The sequence below is a fragment of the Amycolatopsis lurida genome (assembly GCF_900105055.1).
Taxonomy (GTDB): domain Bacteria; phylum Actinomycetota; class Actinomycetes; order Mycobacteriales; family Pseudonocardiaceae; genus Amycolatopsis; species Amycolatopsis lurida.
The window spans coordinates 5,761,588-5,780,879 of the sequence record NZ_FNTA01000004.1; the positions used below are offsets into that span (position 1 = coordinate 5,761,588).

The following is a 19,292-nucleotide window of genomic DNA, read 5'->3' on the forward strand; positions in this document are numbered from 1 at the left end:
GGCGGCCGTGCCGCCCCAGGGGTCGTCCAGTGTGGATTCCTCATGACAGCAGCGGTTCCGGGCTGGATCCGTTGATGTGTCCCCAACTGAGTGCGACCAGGACGGCCAGCAGCAGGCCGACCACACCGGCCAGCGCGATGGCCGAGGTCGCCGACCCGAGCCGGTCGGCGGCGAGCCCGCCGAGTCCCGCCCCTACTCCCTGAGCCACCCGCAACCCCGTGCGGTACACCCCACCCGCACCGCCCCTGAGTTCGTTCGGGACCCACGTGATGAACGTGGCGCTCACCGTGATCAGGTACGCCCCCGCGGCACCCGCCGCCGCCAGCAGGAGCAACGCCGGGATGAGCCCGGGTTGGAGCGCGAAGGCGATCAGAGCGACCATCGGTAGTGCCGCCAGCACGCCGAGCAGCTTCCGCCGTTGTTCCGCCGAGACGAACCGGGACAGCAGGAACGCCCCGATGACGAACCCCAGCGGATCGGCGGCCAGCAGCCAGCCGACGGCCTGTTTTCCCACGCCCATCTCCGCGGCTAGCGGTGCGGCGAGCCCCTCGGGGACGACGGCCAGGCCCACCAGCCACGAGAACCAGACCAGCACCCGCAGGTGACGGTTGCCGAAAACCTGCTTCACCGCGCCGAACCAGCTGCCGTTGCCGTCGGACGCCGCCGCCCGCCGGGAGACCGAGAAGCGGACCACGGCCGCGCTCAGCAGGAACGTCGCGGCGTCCAGTGCCAGAGCCCAGCTCGCCCCGACCTGCGACACCAGCAGACCGCCGCCCGCCAGGCCGAGCAGCATGGCGGTGTTCGTCGAGATGCCCCTGATGTCCTGGCTTTTGAGATAGAGGTCGTCGTCGGTGAACACCTCACGGGTCAGCGCGTTCTGCGCCGCGTTGCCGGGTGCGTTCACGAGCCGTGCCAGCACCACGAGCCCGCACAACAGGGCGAGCGGGGTGCCGGGGATCGCCATGATCGCGATCAGCACGCCTTGGATCAGGGACGAGACGACGAGGACGGTGCGCCTCGGGTATCGGTCGGCCAGCTGGGAGAGGCCGAGACCGCCGGCCAGCGCGGGCAGGAAGGTCAGGGAGTAGACCACCGCGGAAAGCAGCGCGGAGCCTGTCCGGTCGTAAACGAGGATCGCCAGCGCGACGATGGTGAGCTGGTCCCCGATGAGGGACTGCACCTCGGCGAGCCAGAGTGCGCGGAACTCGCGGTTCGCCAGGGCGGCGGTCATCCGCGGCGCCGCGTTCGTCTTCACTGCGTGACCACCTCCCCCCGATCGGGTGAACTTCCGTCCCTCGCATTCTTGCCTGCCGTGTTACGCGGTCGACGAGGGAGTCACGGTTGTCGTCCCGCCGGACAACGTTCAGTATGCCTCCGGCTACAGGGAGACGAACAGAAGACGGAGGAATCCTTCGCCTGTTGAGCTGATCGGGTTACGCCGTCTGACCGGTGGGTGACATCGGCCTGACTCGCCCGCGGGTATCTGCGCGCCGATCGCCCCGCCCTCGCTCGGCGCAGCCGGGCCGCCGTTCGCCGCCGCATGCGCTCCGGTTGGGCCGAATGGGCCAACACTGAGTAGAGACCGGTCTGGAGGTGGAGGCCGGCTTGGGTCAAAGGGGTGAAGGCGATGAACGGTTTGCTCGACGACAAGGCCGTCGTCGTGACCGGGGCGGGACGGGGCCTCGGCGAGGCGTTCGCGGTGCACGTCGCGAGGGCGGGCGGGGCCGTCGTGGTCAACGACATCGACGCCGAACTGGCCGAACGGACGACGGAGAACATCCGCCGGTTCGGCGGGAGGGCGGTCGCCAGCGGGCACAGCGTCGCGGATCCGGAGCAGGCACAGGAGATCGTCGACCTGTGCCTCACCGAGTTCGGCGCGATCGACGGGCTGGTCAACAACGCGGGCCTGAACTACGAGGCGCTGCCGTGGGAGGACGACGTCGAACAGGCCCGCGAACTGGTCGAGGTGAACGTCCTCGGCGTCATGTACACCGGGCTCGCCGCGATCAAGGCGATGGTGGCGCGGGGCAAGCCGGGCTCGATCGTCAACATCTCGTCGGGGGCGTCGCTCGGGCAGCGCAAGCTCGGCGTGTACGCCGCCAGCAAGGGCGCCGTCGCTTCGCTGACCTACTCGTGGGCGCTCGACCTGGAGGAGAGCGGGATCCGGGTGAACGCGGTCTGCCCGCTCGCGCACACCCGGATGGTGTGGAAATCCGAACGGTCGCTGCGGGCCTGCCCACCGGACCGGACGCCGTCGCGGATCGCGCCCGTCGTGCTCTTCCTGCTCGGCTCCGGATCCGACGGCATCACCGGGCAGATGATCCGCTGCAACGGGCCGCAGCTGCACGTCATGGGGCAGCCGTTCCTCAAGCAGCCCATCCTCGAGCGGCCGGTGTGGGACACCGAGACCGTGCAGCGCGCCTTCGACGAGGTCTTCAGCGCGCACCTGGAGAACTACGGCCTCGAAAAGCGTGTCCCGCCGCGGCTGCGCAAATGGACCGAGTCGACCCGGACCGCGTGACCAGCTGGACGACACGCGTGACCAGCGGGACGACACGCGTGCTCAGACGGACGACACGGCCGTGCCGTCCGTCCAGTCACGCGTGTCGTCCATGCAGTCACGCGTGTCGTCCGTCTGAGCACGCGAGCCGGCCGCTGACTTGAGAGTCAGCCGATCACGAACGGCAGCTTCGCGGCCAAGTCGCCGAGTTCGGCCTTCTCCGCGTCCGTCGGCTGACGGCGGCCGGTGCCGACCAGCAGCGCGTCCGTGTCGGAGAACGACGCCGGGAACGTTTCGCCGGTGCGCTGCTCCAGGATCTGCCGCGTCCTGGCGAGGCTGTCGGCGGCGGGGCCGTCGAGGTGCGGGAGATACGCGACCAGGTCGAGGTGGTGCAGCGTCCACTCCAGGACGTACGCGGAGAGGAAGTCGCCGGCGGTCAGGACGATGTCGCGGGTGGCGACCCGCGTCGCCGGGTCGGCGAGGCCGGCGGCCCGGCCCGCGGCGGAGCCGACGTCGTCGAGGTGGAACTTGAGCAGCCGCGGCTCCTGATAGGCGGCGGCGAGGCGCACGATCAGCGCGTCGAGGTCGTCCTCGCCGGTGGGCGGCTTGTCGGCGAGCTCCCAGTAGGTGACCGCGTCACGCGTGGGTTCCGTCTCGGCGGGAGTGGCGAGGGTGATCAGGACGTCCTGGGCGTCGATCACCAGGTGACACACCAGGTCCCGCACCAGCCAGCCGGCGCAGCCGGACGGCTTGGCGAAGTCTTCGTCGGGGGTTTCGGCGACGGCGGCGAGGAGCGCCGCCCAAGAGCGGGAGAAGAGATCCACGGCGGCAAGTTAACAGCGGTCGCTTCCCGCTCGCGACTCCTTTCGTCCCGTGCTCGAAGACGTAACTCGCGTGCTTGAAGGCGTAACTCGCGTGCTTGAAGGCGTAACTCGCGTGATTGGAGACGGAACTCGCGAGTTACGCCTCCAGACACGCGAGTTACGCCTCCCATCACGGGTGTTACGGCTCAGGAACCGGCGGCGGGGGCGGGTTCCGGAGCGGAGGCCGCGTACAGATCCGCGATCGTCGGCGCGTAGCGGTCGTTGATGACCCGCCGCTTCAGCTTCAGGGTCGGGGTCACCTCGCCGGTTTCCGGCGTCCACGCCTTGGGGATCACGTGGTACCGCTTGATCTGCTCGATCCTGGCCAGCCGCGCGTTCGCCGCCTCGACGGCCTTGTCGATCTCCGCGCGGACCTCCGCGTTGTCGGCGAGCGATTCGCCTTCCGCCAGCTGGATGCCGTTCGCGGTCGCCCAGCCCGGCGCGATCTCGTCGTCGACGACGATGAGCGCCGTGACGTACGGCCGTTTCTCGCCGATCGCGACGGCCTGCCCGATCAGCGGGTGTTCCTTGAGGAGACCTTCGATCTTCGTCGGGGCGATGTTCTTGCCGCTCGAAGTGATGATCAGTTCCTTCTTGCGGTCGGTGATCGTGACGAAACCGCGTTCGTCGACGGTCCCGATGTCGCCGGTGGCGAGCCAGCCGTCGGCGTCGACGTCCGGTTCGATCGTGCCGTCCGCCTGCAGGTAACCGAGGAACACGATCGCGCCGCGGACGAGGAGTTCGCCGTCCTCGGCGACCTTCACCTCGATGCCCTCCAGCGGGCGGCCGACCGAACCGGCCTTGAACGCCGACGGTGAGTTCGAGGTGACCGCGCCGGTGGTCTCGGACAGTCCCCAGACCTCCTGGATCTCGACCCCGAGCCCGGCGATGAAGTACAGGACCTCCACCGGCAGCGCGGCGGCACCGCTGGAGGCGACCTCGATCTGGTCGAGGCCCAGCATCGCCCGCACCGGCGCGAGCGCGGCCGCGTCGGTCTGGGCGATCTTCTCGGCGAGTTCCGGCGGCACCTCCTTGCCGTCACTGCGCAGTTTGTAGCCCTGTTGCAGCAGTTCGTTCGCGGCGATCAGGCCGTTCCGCTTCTCTTCAGGCAGCGAGCCGAGCAGGTTTTTGAGGCCTGCCGCCATCTTTTCCCACACCCGCGGTACGCCGAAGAAACTCTTCGGGTGCACCTGGCCGAGCGCGCCGACGACGCCGGTCGGGTCGGCGACGGTGTGCACGTGCCCGGCCCACACGATCGGCATGTAGATCGACAGCTCGCGTTCGGCGATGTGCGCGAGCGGCAGGTACGCGATGTTCGTGGCGTGCATCGGGGAGTCGTGCAGCCTCTGCACGGCGACGGCCTGGTAGATCGCGTTGCGGTGCGAGAGCACGACACCCTTGGGGTCGCCGGTGGTGCCGGAGGTGTAGATCATCGACAGCGGGTCGTCCGGAGTGATCGCGGACCACGCTGTCTCGAACGCCTGCGGGTCGGCGGCGTGTGCCTCCGCGCCCGCCGCGCGCAGCTCGGCGAACGACAGGAACCGCTTGTCGTCCGGCGGGACCACGGACGCGTCGAGCAGGACGACGTGCCGCAGCGCGGGCAGGTCGTCGAGGACCTGCGACCAGCGGCCGAGTTCGTCGGCTCCGGCGAGGACGACGACGCCGGCGGCGCTGTGCCGGGCGACGAACCCGATCTGCTCCGGGCTGAGCGTCGCGTACGCGGTGCAGGGGATCGCGCCGAGATGGGCCGCGGCGAGATCGGCGATCAGGTGGTCCGGACTGCTCGGCGCCATGATCAGCATCCGGTCGCGGACGCCGAGCCCGAGGCCGGCGAGTCCTCGGGAAACCTCCGCGATGGAGGTGCGGAATTCGGCCCAGTTCAGGGTCGGCTTGCCCTCGATGTCGAGTGACGTGACCGCCGGCAGGTCACCGAACTCCTGAGCGTTGCGGTGAAGCAGGGCGGGGATGGTCTGGCCTTCGATCTGCTCGGCGACGGTCGGCTGGGTGGTCAACGCTGGCCTCCTCGATGCTGCCTGATCAGGCACACTGTAAGGGCTGTCGGCAGTGCTGGATAGAGAATCGCGGCCACGGTCGTGCTCCGCGAAATGTCCACCTTTTCCGTTTTCACCGCGTCAGTCCCGAACAACGAGGAGCCTCGACGATGACCGGTTCGGCACGCGAGTTGATCGACGCGGTCCAGGCGGAACTCGCGCCCCGCGACGGCGAGAACAGGCTCGTCCCGGCGGTCGAGGCGGGCGAGGCGCCGCGCGAGGTCTTCGCCGCGATCGCCGCGGAGGAGTACCGGATCGTCCGCAGCGACTGGCGCAGTTTCCTCCATCTCGCGTCGCGTTCGCGGGAGCCGCGGGCACGGGAGTTCTTCACGGCCTTGGCTTCGGGTGAAGGGCTGGCGCTCGGCAAGCTGGCGGCGCTCGCCGAAGAGCCGCCCGGCTTCGAGCCCCGCGCGGGATGCCAGGCGTACCCGGCGTTCGTCGCCTGGCTCGCGCTCAACGGCGAGCCGGCGGACGTCATCGTGGCGATCGTCGCCAACTTCGCCGCCTTCGGCCGGTACTGCGCCGCGATCGCCACCGCGATGCGCGAGCGATACGGCTTCGACGACGAGGCCTGTGCCTTCTTCGACTTCTTCGGCGCGCCGTCGCCGGAGCTCGAGGCGTTGGCCGTCCAGGCCGTGCAGGCCGCGCTCGACGCCGGCGATCTGTCCGAAAAGGACGCTCGGACCCACGCGCGGTTGTTCCAGGCGTACGAGCTGGACTTCTGGAACACTCTCGCCGACGATGGTCGCCGTGACTGACCTCGTAGCCGAGGCCGCGGCGCTGGACGCGGCCGATCCCTTGGCGCACAAGCGAAACGAATTCGACCTCGACGCGAGCGTCGCCTATTTCGACGGTAACTCCCTCGGCGCCCCGCCGAAGCACGTGGCCGAACGCGTCGCCGCGGTCGTCCGCGAGCAGTGGGGCGGGCGGCTCATCCGGTCCTGGTCGGAGGGCTGGTGGGAGGCTCCGGTACGGGTCGGCGAACGGATCGCGCCGCTGGTGGGAGCCGCGCCGGGGCAGCTCGTCGTGGCGGATTCGACCAGCGTGAACCTGTTCAAGGCGCTGGTCGCCGCGACCCGCCTCCAGCCCGGCCGTGACGAGATCCTCGTCGACGCGGACACCTTCCCGACCGACGGCTACATCGCCGACGAGGTCGCCCGGCTGACCGGGCGCACGGTGCGCCGGGTCGTCGCCGAGGACATGCCCGCCCAGGTGAGCGAGCGGACGGCCGTCGCCCTGATCAACCACGTCGACTACGTCACCGGGCGCGCCCACGACATGGCCGGGCTGACCGCGGCACTGCACCGCGCCGGGGCGCTGGCGCTCTGGGACCTCTGCCACAGCGTCGGCGCGCTGCCGGTCGAGCTCGACGCGGCGGGCGTGGATCTCGCCGTCGGCTGTACCTACAAATTCCTCAACGGTGGCCCCGGCTCGCCCGCTTTTCTTTACGTGGCAACGAAGTGGCTGGACAGCTTCGACCAGCCGCTGGCGGGCTGGGCCGGCGACCGCGACCCGTTCGCGATGCGGGGCGCGTACGAGGCGGACGCGGGCATCGCACGAGGCCGCGCGGGCACGCCCGACATCCTTTCGCTGCTGGCGCTGGACGCGGCCCTCGACGTCTGGGACGGCGTGGACCGCGGAGTGCTCAGGACGAAGGGGCTCGCGCTCGGCGACTTCTTCTTCCGGTGCGCGGACGAGCTCCTGGACGGCGCGACGATCCGGACCCCGCGCGGGGAGGACCGCGGCCACCAGATCTCCGTCGCCGACGACGACGCGGCCAAGACGATGGCGGCCCTGATCGACCGCGGCGTGATCGGCGACTTCCGCCCGCCCAATGTGCTGCGATTCGGGCTGGCGCCGCTCTACACCACCTACGGCGAGGTGCTTCGCGCCGTGACGACGCTACGCGAATTTCGATGATTTTCGAAGGCCGCTCACTTCGGCACCCTGGGTGTGGCGAAAAGGGTGAAACGCATTCGGGAATGTGTGGCAAAGAGGTGATCGCCTCGCCCCGGCGGGGGAGAACGCGCGATCTTTCGCGAATCCGCTGCTAATCTCGACCTTCGCTCGCCGCGTGTGTGACGTAGGTCCTTCCTCTGTGGCGTAAGGAAAACTCGCGTCGCTCGTCGTAGCGGTGAGGCGCGGGACGCGGCGCCGGGAGAGGGAGGGAATCATGTCGTTCACCTATGTCGCCATCGCCGTTTTCGGTGCCGTCTCCGGATTTCTGCTCAACGAATTCGGTGCCCGTCATCCGGTCGAGACCGCTCTCGTCGTGATCCTGATCTGCGGGGTGGCGACCTTGTGCTGGGCAGGCACCCGCCTCCTTCGTGACGCCTCCGGGAGGGTCGAGGCGCTCCTCGATGACGAGCTCGGCAGGCCCGGCGAAGATCATTTCGCCGAATCGTCGGCAATGGGCGGTGGAAATTCTCGATTTCGCGGTGCGAAGGGCGTTACGGCGGCGCTGCTCCGAGGTGATGTCGTTCGCAAACCGAACGGTATGTGGGGCTCTGATCCGAAAGCGTGAGCGACGTCACGGCGAGTAGTTTTCGTCCGCTTTTTCGGCGGGGCGCGGAGCCCGTGAGGTGTGACTTGATCGAATCCGAAGAGTGACGATCAAGCCGCTGCCTGCGGTAAACCGCCAGGTGATCTACTGGTGAGTCACTTGGCCGGGTACCCCGTCTCACGTGGTGGACTTTCCTGGTCCGGCTGCCTCTTGTCAGCAGGTCACGGCCATACGCGACTACCCTTCGCGTCTGGACTTGACTCACCCGTTTGGGTCTCCTAGCGTCTTCGCGGGCGGAGCGGACCACGCTGTGTTGATCCGGCTATCGGATCCCGCGGGTAGGAATCCCCGGCGACCCGACACCAAAAACTGCCGGAAGGAAAACGGACCACGGTGAAGCAGATTTCCCTTCGACGAGGCCGCGGCTCTTCGATTCGTTCGCGCGTTCTGACGATCGCGCTCATTCCGAGCATCGCGCTGATGCTGGTCGGTCTGGCGATCGGCGGGTACCTGATCTTCGACGCGGTCAACGGTCGTGACTACGCGCAGCGAATCCGTGACTCGGAAGCCCCCGCTCTCCCCTTCTTCGTCCAGGTGCAGGAGGAGCGGCGCCTGACCCTGCGCGAGCTCGCCGGCGACCGGGCACAGCACGCCACGCTCGTCGAGCAGCGCGCCAAGACCGACGCCGCCGCACAGGGCGTCGCCTCGCATCTGCAGAAGTTCGTCGGCGACTCGCCGGACAGTGTGCAGCGCAACATCGCCACGCTGAACGGGCTCCTCCAGAAGGCGCCGCAGATCCGGCAGTCGGCCGACTCCGGCCAGCTCCCGCTGCTGGACGCCTTCACCTACTACAACCAGATCCTCGACCAGTTCGTCGAGGGCCTCACCGGGCTGGCCCAGGACGCGCCGAACGCCGAGAACGCCTATCAGCGGATCACCGCGGTCCCGTTGTTCACCGCCATCGACCAGATGCAGCGCGCGAACGCCCTCGCCGCCGCGGCCGTCGCGGGCGGCGGCTTCACCGACGAGACCTACCGCGCCTACGTGACCGAGGTCGGTTCCTACCGTTCGCAGCTGGAGTCGTCGGTCTCGCGGATGATCCCGGACGTCAAGGCGAAGTTCGACCAGCTCGTCGCGAGTGATCCGTGGAAGGCCGTCACCACGGTCGAGAACACCTTCCTGCAGAACAGCAAGGCCACGCTCCCCATCCCCGAGCAGACGTGGCTTCAGGCCGCGCGCGGCGTCAGCGACGCGATGATGCGCGGCTTCGTCGAGCAGAGTGGTACGGCCACGACACAGGCGGTCGACGACGCCGACCGGACGCTGATCACCTCGGCCATCGCCGCGGCCATCGCGCTGCTGGTGGCGATCGGCGTGTTCGTCGTCGCCCTGCGGCTGTCCAACCGGCTCATCGGAAGGCTGGCGCGGCTGCGCGAGGACACCCTCGACGTCGCCGAGATCCGGCTGCCCGAACTGGTGGACCGCGTGCGGGCGGGTGAACCCGTCGACCTCGACGACAAGGGTCACTTCCTCGACCACGGCGACGACGAGATCGGCCAGGTCGCCGAGGCCTTCAACAAGGCGCAGCAGACCGCCATCGCGGCCGCCGTCGAAGAGGCGAGGACCCGTGAGGGCACCAAGACGGTGTTCCTCAACATCGCGCACCGCAGCCAGGTCATCGTGCACCGTCAGCTCAAGGTGCTCGACCAGGCCGAGCGCAAGCAGGAGGACCCGGAGCAGCTGGAGACGCTCTTCCAGCTGGACCACCTCTCCACCCGTGCCCGCCGCAACGCGGAGAACCTGATCATCCTCGGTGGCGGGCAGCCCGGCCGTCAGTGGCGCAAGCCGGTGACGCTGGCCGAGCTGACCCGCGGCGCCTCGGCCGAGACCGAGGACTTCGCCAGGGTGAAGACGGCGAAGATGCCCGCGATGGCGGTGCAGGGCCCGGTCGTCGGCGACCTCGTGCACCTGCTCGCCGAGCTGATCGACAACGCGACCTCCTTCTCGCCGCCGCAATCGCGCGTCGAGCTGCGGGGCAACGTGGTCGGCAAGGGTGTCGTGATCGAGGTCGAGGACCAGGGCCTCGGTATCGAACCCGAGCAGGCCGCCGAGCTGAACGCGATGTTGGCCGATCCGCCGGACTTCGGCATCATGGCCCTGTCAGCCGAGCCACGGCTGGGCCTGTTCGTGGTCGCGCGCCTCGCCGCGCGGCACGGGATCTCCGTGCACCTGCGCGAATCCGCGTACGGCGGCACCAGGGCCATCGTGCTCGTCCGCACCGACCTGCTCGCGCCGGTCCCGTCTGATCAGCCGGAGGACGAGGTGGACCCCGAGAGCACCGAGGTGCCGGAAGCCGCGCCGCTGCTTCCGGGCCGTCGTGCCCGCCACCGCACCGAGATCCCCGCGGAGCGGCCCGAGCTGCCCGTGCCGATGCCGGTCGCGCCGCAGCCTCAGCAGCAGGCCCCGGAGCAGCCCGTTGGCGCGTTGCCGCCGCTGCCCCCGCGTCCGCCGCGAGTGCCCCGGCCGGAGACGCCGCGCCCCGAGCCGATCCGTCCCGAGCCCGCGCGTGCCGAGGGACGTCCGCAGCCGGTGCAGCCGCCGGCGTGGCCGCCCGCCGACACCCGGCCGCAGGACGGCCGTCCGCCGCAGACCCGGCGGCCCGGCCCCGAGGCGCCCGGCAGGCCACCGCTGCCGCAGCGCCGCCGTCAGGCGAACCTGGTCCCTCAGCTGATGGAGGACCGGCCCGCCGCCCAGCGCGAGGAGGTCCGCGAGGACACCCCCGAGCTGGCGAGGAACCGGCTCGCCGCGTTCCAGCAGGGCACGCGCCGCGCGCGGGACACCGAACCGACCGACGATTACACCGACCTCGACATGTACGGAGATCGTGACTAGATGGCCAACGCGGGAGTCAGTGAACTCGACTGGTTGCTGGATGACCTGGTCAAGCGTGTCGCCGGTGCCGACAGGGCGGTAGTCCTGTCCTCCGACGGCCTGCTCATCGGACGGTCCGGGAACCTGTCGGAGCAGGACGGCGAGCACCTGTCCGCGGTCGCGTCGGCGTTCCAGAGCCTCGCGCGGGGCACGGGACGGCACTTCGGCGGCGGCAACGTCCGCCAGACCATGGTCGAGATGGACCACGCCTTCCTGTTCGTCACCGCGGCGGGCCGCGGTGCGTGCCTCGCGCTGCTGGCGAAAGAGGACGCGGACATGGGCCTCGTGGCCTACGAGATGAACCTGATGGTCAAACGCGTCGGCGCGGTGCTCACCTCGGCGCCCCGCGCCGCGACTCCCACGTCGCCATGAGCGGGCGGCACGAGTCGTGGTTCGAGGAGGAGGCCGGGCCCCTGGTCCGGTCGTACGCCGTCACGGGCGGGCGCACCCGCTCGGACACGATCGGCCTCGACCTGATCACCCTGGTGGTCGCCATGCGCTCCTCGCAGGAAGTGGCCGGCTTCGAGCCGGAGTACGGGCGGATCCTCAACCTGTGCCAGAGACCGACCTCCGTCGCGGAGGTCGCCGCGCGCATAGACCTGCCGCTGCCGGTGGTGAAGGTACTGCTGAGCGACCTCATCGAGCAGAACCTCGTGCTGTTCCGCACCGCGACCCCGGTCACCGACACCCCCAACAAACACGTACTCCAGGCGGTTCTTGATGGCATCCGGAAACTCTGAGCCCCGGCGCTCCTTGACCGCGAACGCGGTCAAGGTCCTCATCGCCGGCGGGTTCGGGGTCGGTAAGACCACGATGGTCGGTTCGGTCAGCGAGGTTCCCCCGCTGCGCACCGAGGAGGTCATCACCGCGGCGTCCGAGGGCGTCGACGACCTCACCGGTGTCGAGAAGAAGACGACCACCACGGTGGCCCTCGACTTCGGCCGCATCACCATCAACCCCGAGCTGATCCTGTACCTGTTCGGCACGCCCGGACAGGACCGGTTCTGGTTCATGTGGGACGAGCTGGCCGAAGGTGCCCTGGGCGCCGTCGTGCTGGCCGACACCCGGCGGCTCGACAGCTGCTTCGCGGCCGTGGACTTCTTCGAGCGCCGCGGGCTGCCGTTCGTCGTCGCCGTCAACTGCTTCGACAACGCCTACCGTTACGGCACCGAGGAGGTCCGGCAGGCGCTCGACGTCGGTATGGACGTCCCGCTGCTGCTGTGCGACGCGCGGGAACGCGAGTCGACGAAGCAGGTGCTGACCGTGCTGATGGAGCACGTGCTGGCGCTGTCCGACCTGGCCGCCGGGTTGCCACAGGGCCGCTGACGTTTTCGCGCGTGAAGGCCCCCTTCCCTCGGCTCAGCCGAGGGAAGGGGGCCTTCACGCGCTTCAGGACTTGCGGCGCCGGAGCAGGGTGTCGAGCGCGTAGGTGCCCGGGCCGACCACCGCGAACAGCAGGAAGATCCAGGAGTACAGGGCGGCCATTTCGCCCTTGTTCTGCAGTGGCAGCAGCGCGTCGGGCTGGTGTACGACGAAGTACGCGTACGCCATCGTTCCGGAGAGCAGCACCGCGACCGGGCGGGTGAACAGGCCGGCGAGGATCAGCAGCGAGCCGACCGTTTCGATCACCCCGGCGTACCAGCCGGGCCAGGTGGCGAACGGTACGGCGGGCTTGTCGAAGAGCCCCATCTTCTGCAGACCGTGGCAGAGGAAGAGGAACGAGACCACTACGCGGACGACGGAGAGGGCCAGTCCCTGCCACTTCGGAGCGGTCGGGCCGACCTCGGTGGTCGTGGCGGCGGCTGTCTGGGTCATGACGCATCCTTCCGGCTCAAGGTGGTCTAAACCATTGATGCGATAGAGGATGCCGGATACCCCCATCGGCAGGGAACTTTCTTTCGGGGGGTAATTCCATGATATGTCCGAATTTAACGACGCCGAAACGCGATTAAGGCCCCTTTCCTGGAATGGTTCCAGGAAAGGGGCCTTAATCGCGTTTCGGTCAGCGGCGGCGGCGCAGGGTGTCGAGGGCGTAGGTGCCCGGGCCGATCGCGGCGATCAGCAGGAAGATCCAGCAGTAGAGGGTCGACAGCTCGCCCATGTTCTGCAGCGGCAGCAGGCCTTCCGGCGCGTGCACGGTGAAGTAGGCGTAGGCCATGACACCGGAGAGGAGGATCGCGACCGGGCGGGTGAACAGGCCGACCAGCACGAACGCGGCGCCGACGAGTTCGATCACGCTGCCGTACCAGCCGGGCCAGGAGCCGAGCTCGACCGAGCCGCCCGCGCCGTCGACGCCACCGAAGAATCCGAATCCCTGCAAACCGTGGCAGAGGAAGAGGAACGAGACGACGATCCGGACGGCGGACTGGATCGCACCCTGCGCCTTGGCGGCACGCGGGGTGGTCGTGGTGGCGGTGGTCTGGGCGGGGGTGGTGGTCTGCGTCATGGTTCCGGTCCTTCCGGGAGTGTCTGTCGGGCGGCTTCTGACAACGCGTCGGACGGGCGCGGCGCGAATCGACAGCCGGGCGGAAAGTTTTTTCGCGGGCCGGCCACATCACCCGATCGGAGCAAGGCCAGACTGGACGGCATGGCGGGTAAGACGAGTGCCGGGATTCTGCTCTTCCGCAGGTCGGGCGAGGTGACCGAGGTGCTGCTCGGGCATATGGGCGGGCCGTTCTGGGCGAAGAAGGACGCGGGCGGCTGGTCGGTCCCCAAAGGCGAGTACGAGCCGGACGAGGCGCCGGAGGCCGCGGCGCGGCGCGAGTTCCAGGAGGAACTGGGGTTGCCGGCGCCGGAGGGGGAGTACCTCCCGCTCGGCGTGGTGAAGCAGTCCGGCGGTAAGGTCGTGACGGTCTGGGCGGTGGAGGGCGACCTCGACCCGGCTCAGGTCGTGCCGGGCACCTTCGAGATGGAATGGCCGCCGCGGTCGGGCCGGACGCAGGAGTTCCCGGAGGTCGACAGGGCCGCCTGGTTCACGCTGGCCGAAGCGGAGGAGAAGTTGCTCAAAGGCCAGCGCCCGTTCCTCGTCCGGCTGGGTGAACTGCTCAACGGCTGAGCAACTCGCCGAGGTGGGGCGCGGTGGTGTTGCGAAAGCCACTTTCGCAACCTCCAACGTTGCGAAAGTGGCTTTCGCAACGTCGGTGGCGGCACTCCTGGGGCACCTGGAACCGCGCCGCGAAGGCCGGCATCCGGCGCTGCTCAACGGCTGAGCAACTCGCCGAGTGGTTTGTCGGCCAGTGAGCCGAGTACGAGGTCGGCGTGGTCGAAGTTCAGTACCGCGGTGATCTCGTTCGGCACGGCGACGCACTCCAGCCCGGCGGCCTTCGCCGCGGTGACGCCGTGCGGCGAGTCCTCGAACGCGATCGCCTCGCTCGCGGGCAGGTCTAGCGCGGCGAGCGCGGCCAGGTAGAGGTCGGGGCTCGGCTTCGCCTCATGGAGGTCGCCGGTGAGGACGGCCTCGAACGCGTCCGCGAGCCCTAGCCGGTTCAGGTGCGTGGTGACCCAGTCGCCGGTCGAACTGGACGCGATGGCCAGCCGCAGGCCGTGCTCCTTCGCGTCTTCGAGGTACTCCTGGACGCCGGGCCGCGGCCCCACCGATTCCAGCAGCTCGATGACCCTGGAGCGGACGCCGGTGCGGATCGCGACCCGGTCCAGGTTCTCGTCGTTCTTCTCCAGCAGTTCGAACATCGCGACGGCGGTGTTCTGTGTGCCGATCACGGTGTGCCAGACGTCGAGGGGGAGCTCGCCGCCGCGGGCGCGGAAGGTCTCCTGCCAGGCCACGAGGACGGCCGCCTCGGTGTCGACCAGCGTCCCGTCGAAGTCGAAGATCAATGCGCCGGTCATGGGACGAGTCTACGTCTTGACTCACTGAGTGGTACGGATTACCGTACGCATTCGTTAGGAAACTTACCAAACGAACACGTGTACTCGAAGTGAACGCCGCGCACCCGTCCCTCTCAACCCGCCGCCACGGATTCCCGGGGAGATCGATGTGAAGGCCCGAACCCGACTACTGCCACTAGGCGCGGCCGCCATCCTGTTGCCGACGCTGCTCAGCGGAAACGCCCAAGCCGCTGATGTCCTTTTGTACCAAGGTAAAGCCGTCCTGGTCTCCTCGGTGGAGTCCTCATCCTACGGCGGTCCGCTCGCCGTGGACGGCAAGAGCACCACCCGCTGGGCGAGCGCGGAAGGCATCGACCCGCAGTTCATCCGCGTCGACCTCGGCGGCCCTTCGGCCATCAACCGGGTCAAGCTGAACTGGGAGGCGGCGTACGCCTCCGCGTACCGGCTGGAAGTCTCCAACGACGGCTCGGCGTGGACCCCGATCAAGTCCGTCACCAACGGCAACGGCGGGACCGACGACCTCACCGGGCTGGCCGCGCGCGGCCGTTACCTGCGCCTCGTCGGCACCAAACGCGCCACCAGCTACGGCTACTCCCTTTGGGAGATGCAGGTTTACGGGACGTCGGACTCCTCCGGCGACACGCAGGCGCCCACCGCGCCGTCGAACCTCAAGGCGGGTTCGGTCACTTCGTCCACTGTGGACCTGACGTGGACCGGCTCGACGGACAACGTCGGCGTCAGCGGCTACGAGGTGCTGCGCAACGGCCAGGTCGTCGGCACTACTGAAAGCGCTTCCTACACCGACAGCGGGCTGAGCGCGTCCACCGCGTACACCTACACCGTCCGCGCGAAGGACGCCGCCGGCAACACCTCGGCGGCCAGCAACCAGATCCAGGCGACCACGCAGGCGGGCGGTTCTTCGTTCGTCCTCGCCGCCTCCGGTGACATCGCCGAACAGTGCACCGCTTCGTCGTCTTCGTGCATCCACCCGAAGACGGCCGCGCTGGTCGGCCAGATGAACCCGGCCGCGGTCATCACCATGGGCGACAACCAGTACGACGACGCCCATATCGAGGACTTCACGAAGTACTTCGACAAGACCTGGGGCAAGTACAAGAACATCATGCACCCGGTCCCCGGCAACCACGAGACCTACGACCACACCCCGCTCGGTGCCTACAAGCAGTACTTCGGCAAGATCGCGACGCCGAACGGGAAGACCTACTACAGCTGGGAAATGGGCAACTGGCACTTCGTCGCCATCGACAGCACGGAGTTCTCGCCCGGCCTGGCCGCGAACGCGATCAGCGACGAGCAGCTGAACTGGATCAAGCAGGACCTGAAGAACAACACCAAGCCCTGCGTCGCCGCGTACTACCACCACCCGCGCTACACCTCGGGTGACCACGGCGACAACAGCAAGATGGCCACCCTCTGGGAGACCCTGGTCCAGAACAAGGTCGACCTGGTGCTCAATGGGCACGACCACCACTACGAGCGGTTCTATCCGCAGAACGCCGACGGCGACAAGGACCCCGCGGGTCCGGTGCAGATCATCGGCGGCGGTGGCGGGGCGAGCCTGTACCCGGTCAAGACCGAGCACCCGGCCACGGCGAAGGCGATCTCGACCTACGGCGTGCTCAAGCTGAACATGTCGGACAACGCCTTCTCGACCCAGCTGATCGGTCTGGACGGCAAGACCATCGACTCCTCGCCCACCTACACCTGCCACTGATCCTCGCGATCCGGGTGCCGGGTCGCGCTGCGACCCGGCACCTCCTCACGGCGCTGGAGGTCTCCTATGTACATAGCCACCAGTAGGGGAGCGGACGCCGCGGCGGACGTCCCGAAGAGCGGCGTGAAACGGGCCGTCACCGGGAACGTCGTCGCGCTCGGCCTGGTCAGCCTGGTCACCGACATCTCGTCGGAGATGGTGACCGCGGTCCTGCCGCTCTACCTGGTCCTCGGTCTCGGTCTCAGCCCGCTGCAGTTCGGCGTGCTCGACGGCCTCTACTCCGGTGTCACCGCCGTCGTCCGGCTCGTCGGCGGGCATCTCGCGGACCGGTGGCAGCGGCTCAAGGCGGTCGCCTGCTTCGGTTACGGCATCTCCGCGCTGGGCAAGATCGGCCTGATGATGGCGGGTTCGTCCACCGTCGCGATCGGCGCGGTACTCGCCGCCGACCGCACCGGCAAAGGAGTCCGGACCGCGCCGCGGGACGCGTTGATCACCTTGAGCAGCGAGCCGGAACACCTCGGCCGCGCGTTCGGTGTGCACCGCGCGATGGACACCTTCGGCGCGTTCCTCGGCCCGCTGGTCGCGATGGCCGTGCTGTGGCTCAGTCTCGGCAGCTACGACTCGGTGTTCTTCACGAGCTTCTGCATTGCCGCGATCGGCGTGATCATCCTGGTGGTGCTGGTCAAGGACCACCAGCCCAAACCGCGGGCCGAACGCCCCAAGGTCTCCTTGCGGGAGACCGCCGGCCTGATCCGGCAGGCGTCGTTCCGCCGGATCTGCGTCTGGGCGGCGCTGCTGGGCCTGGTCACCCTCAGCGATTCGTTCCTCTACCTCGTGCTGCAGCGCCGCTGGGAACTCGGCGCGGTCTTCTTCCCCTTGCTGCCGCTGGGAACCGCCGGCGTGTACCTGCTGCTGGCCGTCCCGTTCGGCAGGCTTTCGGACCGGATCGGCCGCTGGAAGGTGTTCCTCGGCGGGCACGTCGCGCTGGTCGTCGCGCTGCTGGCGCTGCTCGGTCCGGTGGACGGCGGCATCCTCGCGGTGCTGGCGCTCGTGCTGCACGGTGTCTTCTACGCGGCCACCGACGGTGTGCTGATGGCCGCCGCCGGGCCGCTGCTGCCCGAGCACCAGCGGGCGAGCGGGCTGGCGCTCGTGCAGACGGGGCAGGCGACCACGCGCATGCTCGCGTCCGTCCTTTTCGGACTCGCCTGGACCACGTGGGACCTGCACGCCGCGGTACTGGTCGCCGCGGGCGCGCTGGCCGTGGTGGTCGTCGCGGCGGCGGTGCTCCGTCCTTTGCGGACATACGCATGAAGGCGCGGATTCTCGGCGTGGTGGCGGCGGTCGTCGTCCTGATCGCGGCGGCCGTCGGCTACGGTGTCGTCTCCCGGGACCGCGGACCGGACGTCAACTCCGTCGCCGTCGTGTCCGGGCAGCCGGTTTCGGTGCAGGCCAAGGGGCAGCTGCTGTTCCGCAACACCGCCGAAGGCCCCGACTTCGGCCATCTCGCCACCGTCCCGGCCGACCGGCCCGGCGAGCCGAGGAAGGTGTCCGGCCTCAGCTGCGACCGGTTCGCCGCCTCGGCGGGGACCGCGCTGTGCCTGGCCGCCCAGCCGGGGGTGCTGCCGCCGATGACCGACGTCATCGTGCTGGACAAGGACCTCACGGAGATCCGCCGGATCGAACTGCCCGGCACCCCGAGCCGCGGCCGGGTCTCGCCGGACGGGAAGCTCGCCTACTGGACGCTGTTCGTCAACGGGGATTCCTACGCGGAGACCGGGTTTTCGACCAGGGCGGGGATCTTCGACCTGACCACCGGGAAGCTGATGAAGAGCATCGAGGAGATGGGGCTCCTGCTCGACGGCAAGCCGTACTACTCGTCCGACGTCAACTACTGGGGGATCACCTTCACTCCCGACGGCAAGCGCTTCTACGCGACCGTGGGGACGAAGGGGAAGACGTACCTGGTCGAGGCGGACTACGAGAAGCTCGTCGCGAGGATGATCCGGGAGAACGTCGAATGCCCGTCGCTCTCACCGGACGGGAAGCGGATCGCCTTCAAGAAGAAGGTTTCCGCCGATCTCGCGGCGCCGTGGCGGCTCGCCGTCCTCGATCTGGCGTCCGGGAAGGAGACCATGCTGGCCGAGACGCGCAGCGTGGACGACCAGGCGACCTGGCTCGACGACCGGACCGTGGCGTACGGCGTCGACTCGGCGATCTGGGCGGTTCCGGCGGACGGGAGCGGGGCGGCCCGGGAGCTGGTCCAGCGGGCAAGTTCGCCTGCGGGCGTGTAGTGGGTCTCGTGAGTGGCAAGGACGGTTCTAACCGTCCTTGCCACTCACGAGACCCATCGCCTCCGCCTGCTCGCGGAACACGTCGTAGGCGGCCTTCCCGAACAGGACGAACCGCACCAGCTCCACCGAGCACGCCCCGGCCGAGAGCGTGGTCACCACCGTTTCGAGGGCGATCTCCGCCGCGGATTCGACCGGCCACCGGTAAATCCCGGTCGAGATCGCGGGGAACGCGACGGTGTGCGCGCCGAGGTCGGCGGCCACGTGCAGCGAGTTGCGGTGGCAGGCGGCCAGCAAAGCCGAGCGGTCTTCGGAGTCGGACCACACCGGCCCCACGGTGTGCACCACCCAGCGCGCCGGGAGGCGGCCCGCCGTGGTCGCGACCGCCTCTCCGGTCTTCAGTCCCTTGCCGTAGTGCCCCGCGCGCAGGGCCCGGCATTCGGTGAGGATCTCCGGTCCGCCGCGGCGGTGGATCGCGCCGTCCACCCCGCCGCCCCCGAGCAGTGAGGAATTCGCGGCGTTGACCACGACGTCGACCTGCTGTTCGGTGATGTCGCCTTCGACCAGTTCGATCATCG

At 69.0% G+C, this 19,292-nt stretch carries 19 protein-coding genes; 12 read left to right on the plus strand and 7 right to left on the minus strand.

Annotation, left to right across the window (positions count from 1 at the left end; genetic code table 11):
* Positions 1–40: 40 nt before the first annotated feature.
* Positions 41–1,255, minus strand: coding sequence for an MFS transporter (locus BLW75_RS32790; RefSeq protein WP_091598768.1), 1,215 nt, complete (start codon positions 1,253–1,255; stop codon positions 41–43).
* Between the two features lie 372 nt (positions 1,256–1,627).
* Here BLW75_RS32790 and BLW75_RS32795 point away from each other — a divergent pair, with 372 nt between their 5' ends.
* Positions 1,628–2,521: an SDR family NAD(P)-dependent oxidoreductase gene (locus BLW75_RS32795; protein WP_034315559.1), complete on the plus strand. Its 894-nt coding sequence runs from the start codon at positions 1,628–1,630 to the stop codon at positions 2,519–2,521.
* A 146-nt stretch (positions 2,522–2,667) separates the two neighbouring features.
* Here the strand turns inward: BLW75_RS32795 and BLW75_RS32800 are convergent, their stop codons facing one another.
* Together BLW75_RS32800 and BLW75_RS32805 are read right to left on the minus strand one after the other, a co-directional pair.
* Entirely contained in the window at positions 2,668–3,324 is a 657-nt protein-coding gene (locus tag BLW75_RS32800; protein WP_034315269.1) for a maleylpyruvate isomerase N-terminal domain-containing protein, read from the minus strand.
* A 185-nt stretch (positions 3,325–3,509) separates the two neighbouring features.
* On the minus strand, positions 3,510–5,375 hold the full coding sequence (locus BLW75_RS32805; RefSeq protein ID WP_034315271.1) for an AMP-dependent synthetase/ligase: 1,866 nt from the start codon (positions 5,373–5,375) through the stop codon (positions 3,510–3,512).
* 149 nt (positions 5,376–5,524) lie between these two features.
* Between BLW75_RS32805 and BLW75_RS32810 the strand changes: the two genes are divergently transcribed.
* The 7 genes from BLW75_RS32810 (at position 5,525) to BLW75_RS32840 (ending at position 12,174) form a co-directional block, all read left to right on the plus strand.
* The gene (locus BLW75_RS32810; protein WP_034315561.1) at positions 5,525–6,172 is read left to right on the plus strand and encodes a hypothetical protein; all 648 of its coding nucleotides are present in this window, start codon (positions 5,525–5,527) and stop codon (positions 6,170–6,172) included.
* A complete protein-coding gene (locus BLW75_RS32815) occupies positions 6,156–7,334 on the plus strand; it encodes a kynureninase (RefSeq protein ID WP_034315274.1) in 1,179 nt (392 codons plus the stop codon). Before BLW75_RS32810 ends, BLW75_RS32815 begins: the two co-directional genes overlap by 17 nt.
* A 253-nt stretch (positions 7,335–7,587) precedes the next feature.
* The gene (locus BLW75_RS32820; protein WP_034315277.1) at positions 7,588–7,938 is read left to right on the plus strand and encodes a hypothetical protein; all 351 of its coding nucleotides are present in this window, start codon (positions 7,588–7,590) and stop codon (positions 7,936–7,938) included.
* Positions 7,939–8,310: 372 nt separating this feature from the next.
* Positions 8,311–10,809 carry a sensor histidine kinase gene (locus tag BLW75_RS32825; RefSeq protein WP_034315281.1) on the plus strand — a complete coding sequence of 833 codons (2,499 nt, stop codon included), beginning with the start codon at positions 8,311–8,313 and terminating at the stop codon, positions 10,807–10,809.
* Entirely contained in the window at positions 10,810–11,220 is a 411-nt protein-coding gene (locus BLW75_RS32830; RefSeq protein ID WP_016336740.1) for a roadblock/LC7 domain-containing protein, read from the plus strand.
* The gene (locus BLW75_RS32835; protein WP_034315285.1) at positions 11,217–11,588 is read left to right on the plus strand and encodes a DUF742 domain-containing protein; all 372 of its coding nucleotides are present in this window, start codon (positions 11,217–11,219) and stop codon (positions 11,586–11,588) included. The genes BLW75_RS32830 and BLW75_RS32835 overlap by 4 nt, the downstream gene beginning before the upstream one ends.
* Positions 11,569–12,174, plus strand: coding sequence for a GTP-binding protein (locus tag BLW75_RS32840; protein WP_026466899.1), 606 nt, complete (start codon positions 11,569–11,571; stop codon positions 12,172–12,174). The genes BLW75_RS32835 and BLW75_RS32840 overlap by 20 nt, the downstream gene beginning before the upstream one ends.
* Before the next feature lie 63 nt (positions 12,175–12,237).
* Here BLW75_RS32840 and BLW75_RS32845 read toward each other — a convergent pair whose 3' ends face one another.
* Together BLW75_RS32845 and BLW75_RS32850 are read right to left on the minus strand one after the other, a co-directional pair.
* Positions 12,238–12,663, minus strand: coding sequence for a DoxX family protein (locus BLW75_RS32845; protein WP_034315288.1), 426 nt, complete (start codon positions 12,661–12,663; stop codon positions 12,238–12,240).
* Between the two features lie 187 nt (positions 12,664–12,850).
* Positions 12,851–13,294, minus strand: coding sequence for a DoxX family protein (locus BLW75_RS32850; protein ID WP_034315291.1), 444 nt, complete (start codon positions 13,292–13,294; stop codon positions 12,851–12,853).
* Positions 13,295–13,435: 141 nt separating this feature from the next.
* On the opposite strand from BLW75_RS32850, the gene BLW75_RS32855 reads away from it, so the two are divergent.
* Positions 13,436–13,903 (plus strand): NUDIX hydrolase, encoded by a 468-nt coding sequence (locus BLW75_RS32855; protein ID WP_034315293.1) that lies wholly within the window; start codon positions 13,436–13,438, stop codon positions 13,901–13,903.
* Positions 13,904–14,046: 143 nt separating this feature from the next.
* On the opposite strand, the gene BLW75_RS32860 is transcribed toward BLW75_RS32855, so the two are convergent.
* Positions 14,047–14,691, minus strand: a complete 645-nt coding sequence (locus BLW75_RS32860; RefSeq protein ID WP_034315296.1) for an HAD-IA family hydrolase — start codon at positions 14,689–14,691, stop codon at positions 14,047–14,049.
* Positions 14,692–14,839: 148 nt separating this feature from the next.
* On the opposite strand from BLW75_RS32860, the gene BLW75_RS32865 reads away from it, so the two are divergent.
* The 3 genes from BLW75_RS32865 (at position 14,840) to BLW75_RS32875 (ending at position 18,717) form a co-directional block, all read left to right on the plus strand.
* On the plus strand, positions 14,840–16,426 hold the full coding sequence (locus BLW75_RS32865) for a discoidin domain-containing protein (protein WP_167373549.1): 1,587 nt from the start codon (positions 14,840–14,842) through the stop codon (positions 16,424–16,426).
* 66 nt (positions 16,427–16,492) lie between these two features.
* Positions 16,493–17,737: an MFS transporter gene (locus tag BLW75_RS32870; protein WP_034315300.1), complete on the plus strand. Its 1,245-nt coding sequence runs from the start codon at positions 16,493–16,495 to the stop codon at positions 17,735–17,737.
* Positions 17,734–18,717, plus strand: coding sequence for a TolB-like translocation protein (locus BLW75_RS32875; protein WP_034315303.1), 984 nt, complete (start codon positions 17,734–17,736; stop codon positions 18,715–18,717). Before BLW75_RS32870 ends, BLW75_RS32875 begins: the two co-directional genes overlap by 4 nt.
* Before the next feature lie 27 nt (positions 18,718–18,744).
* Here the strand turns inward: BLW75_RS32875 and BLW75_RS32880 are convergent, their stop codons facing one another.
* The gene (locus BLW75_RS32880; RefSeq protein WP_198935774.1) at positions 18,745–19,290 is read right to left on the minus strand and encodes an O-acetyl-ADP-ribose deacetylase; all 546 of its coding nucleotides are present in this window, start codon (positions 19,288–19,290) and stop codon (positions 18,745–18,747) included.
* Positions 19,291–19,292: the final 2 nt, after the last annotated feature.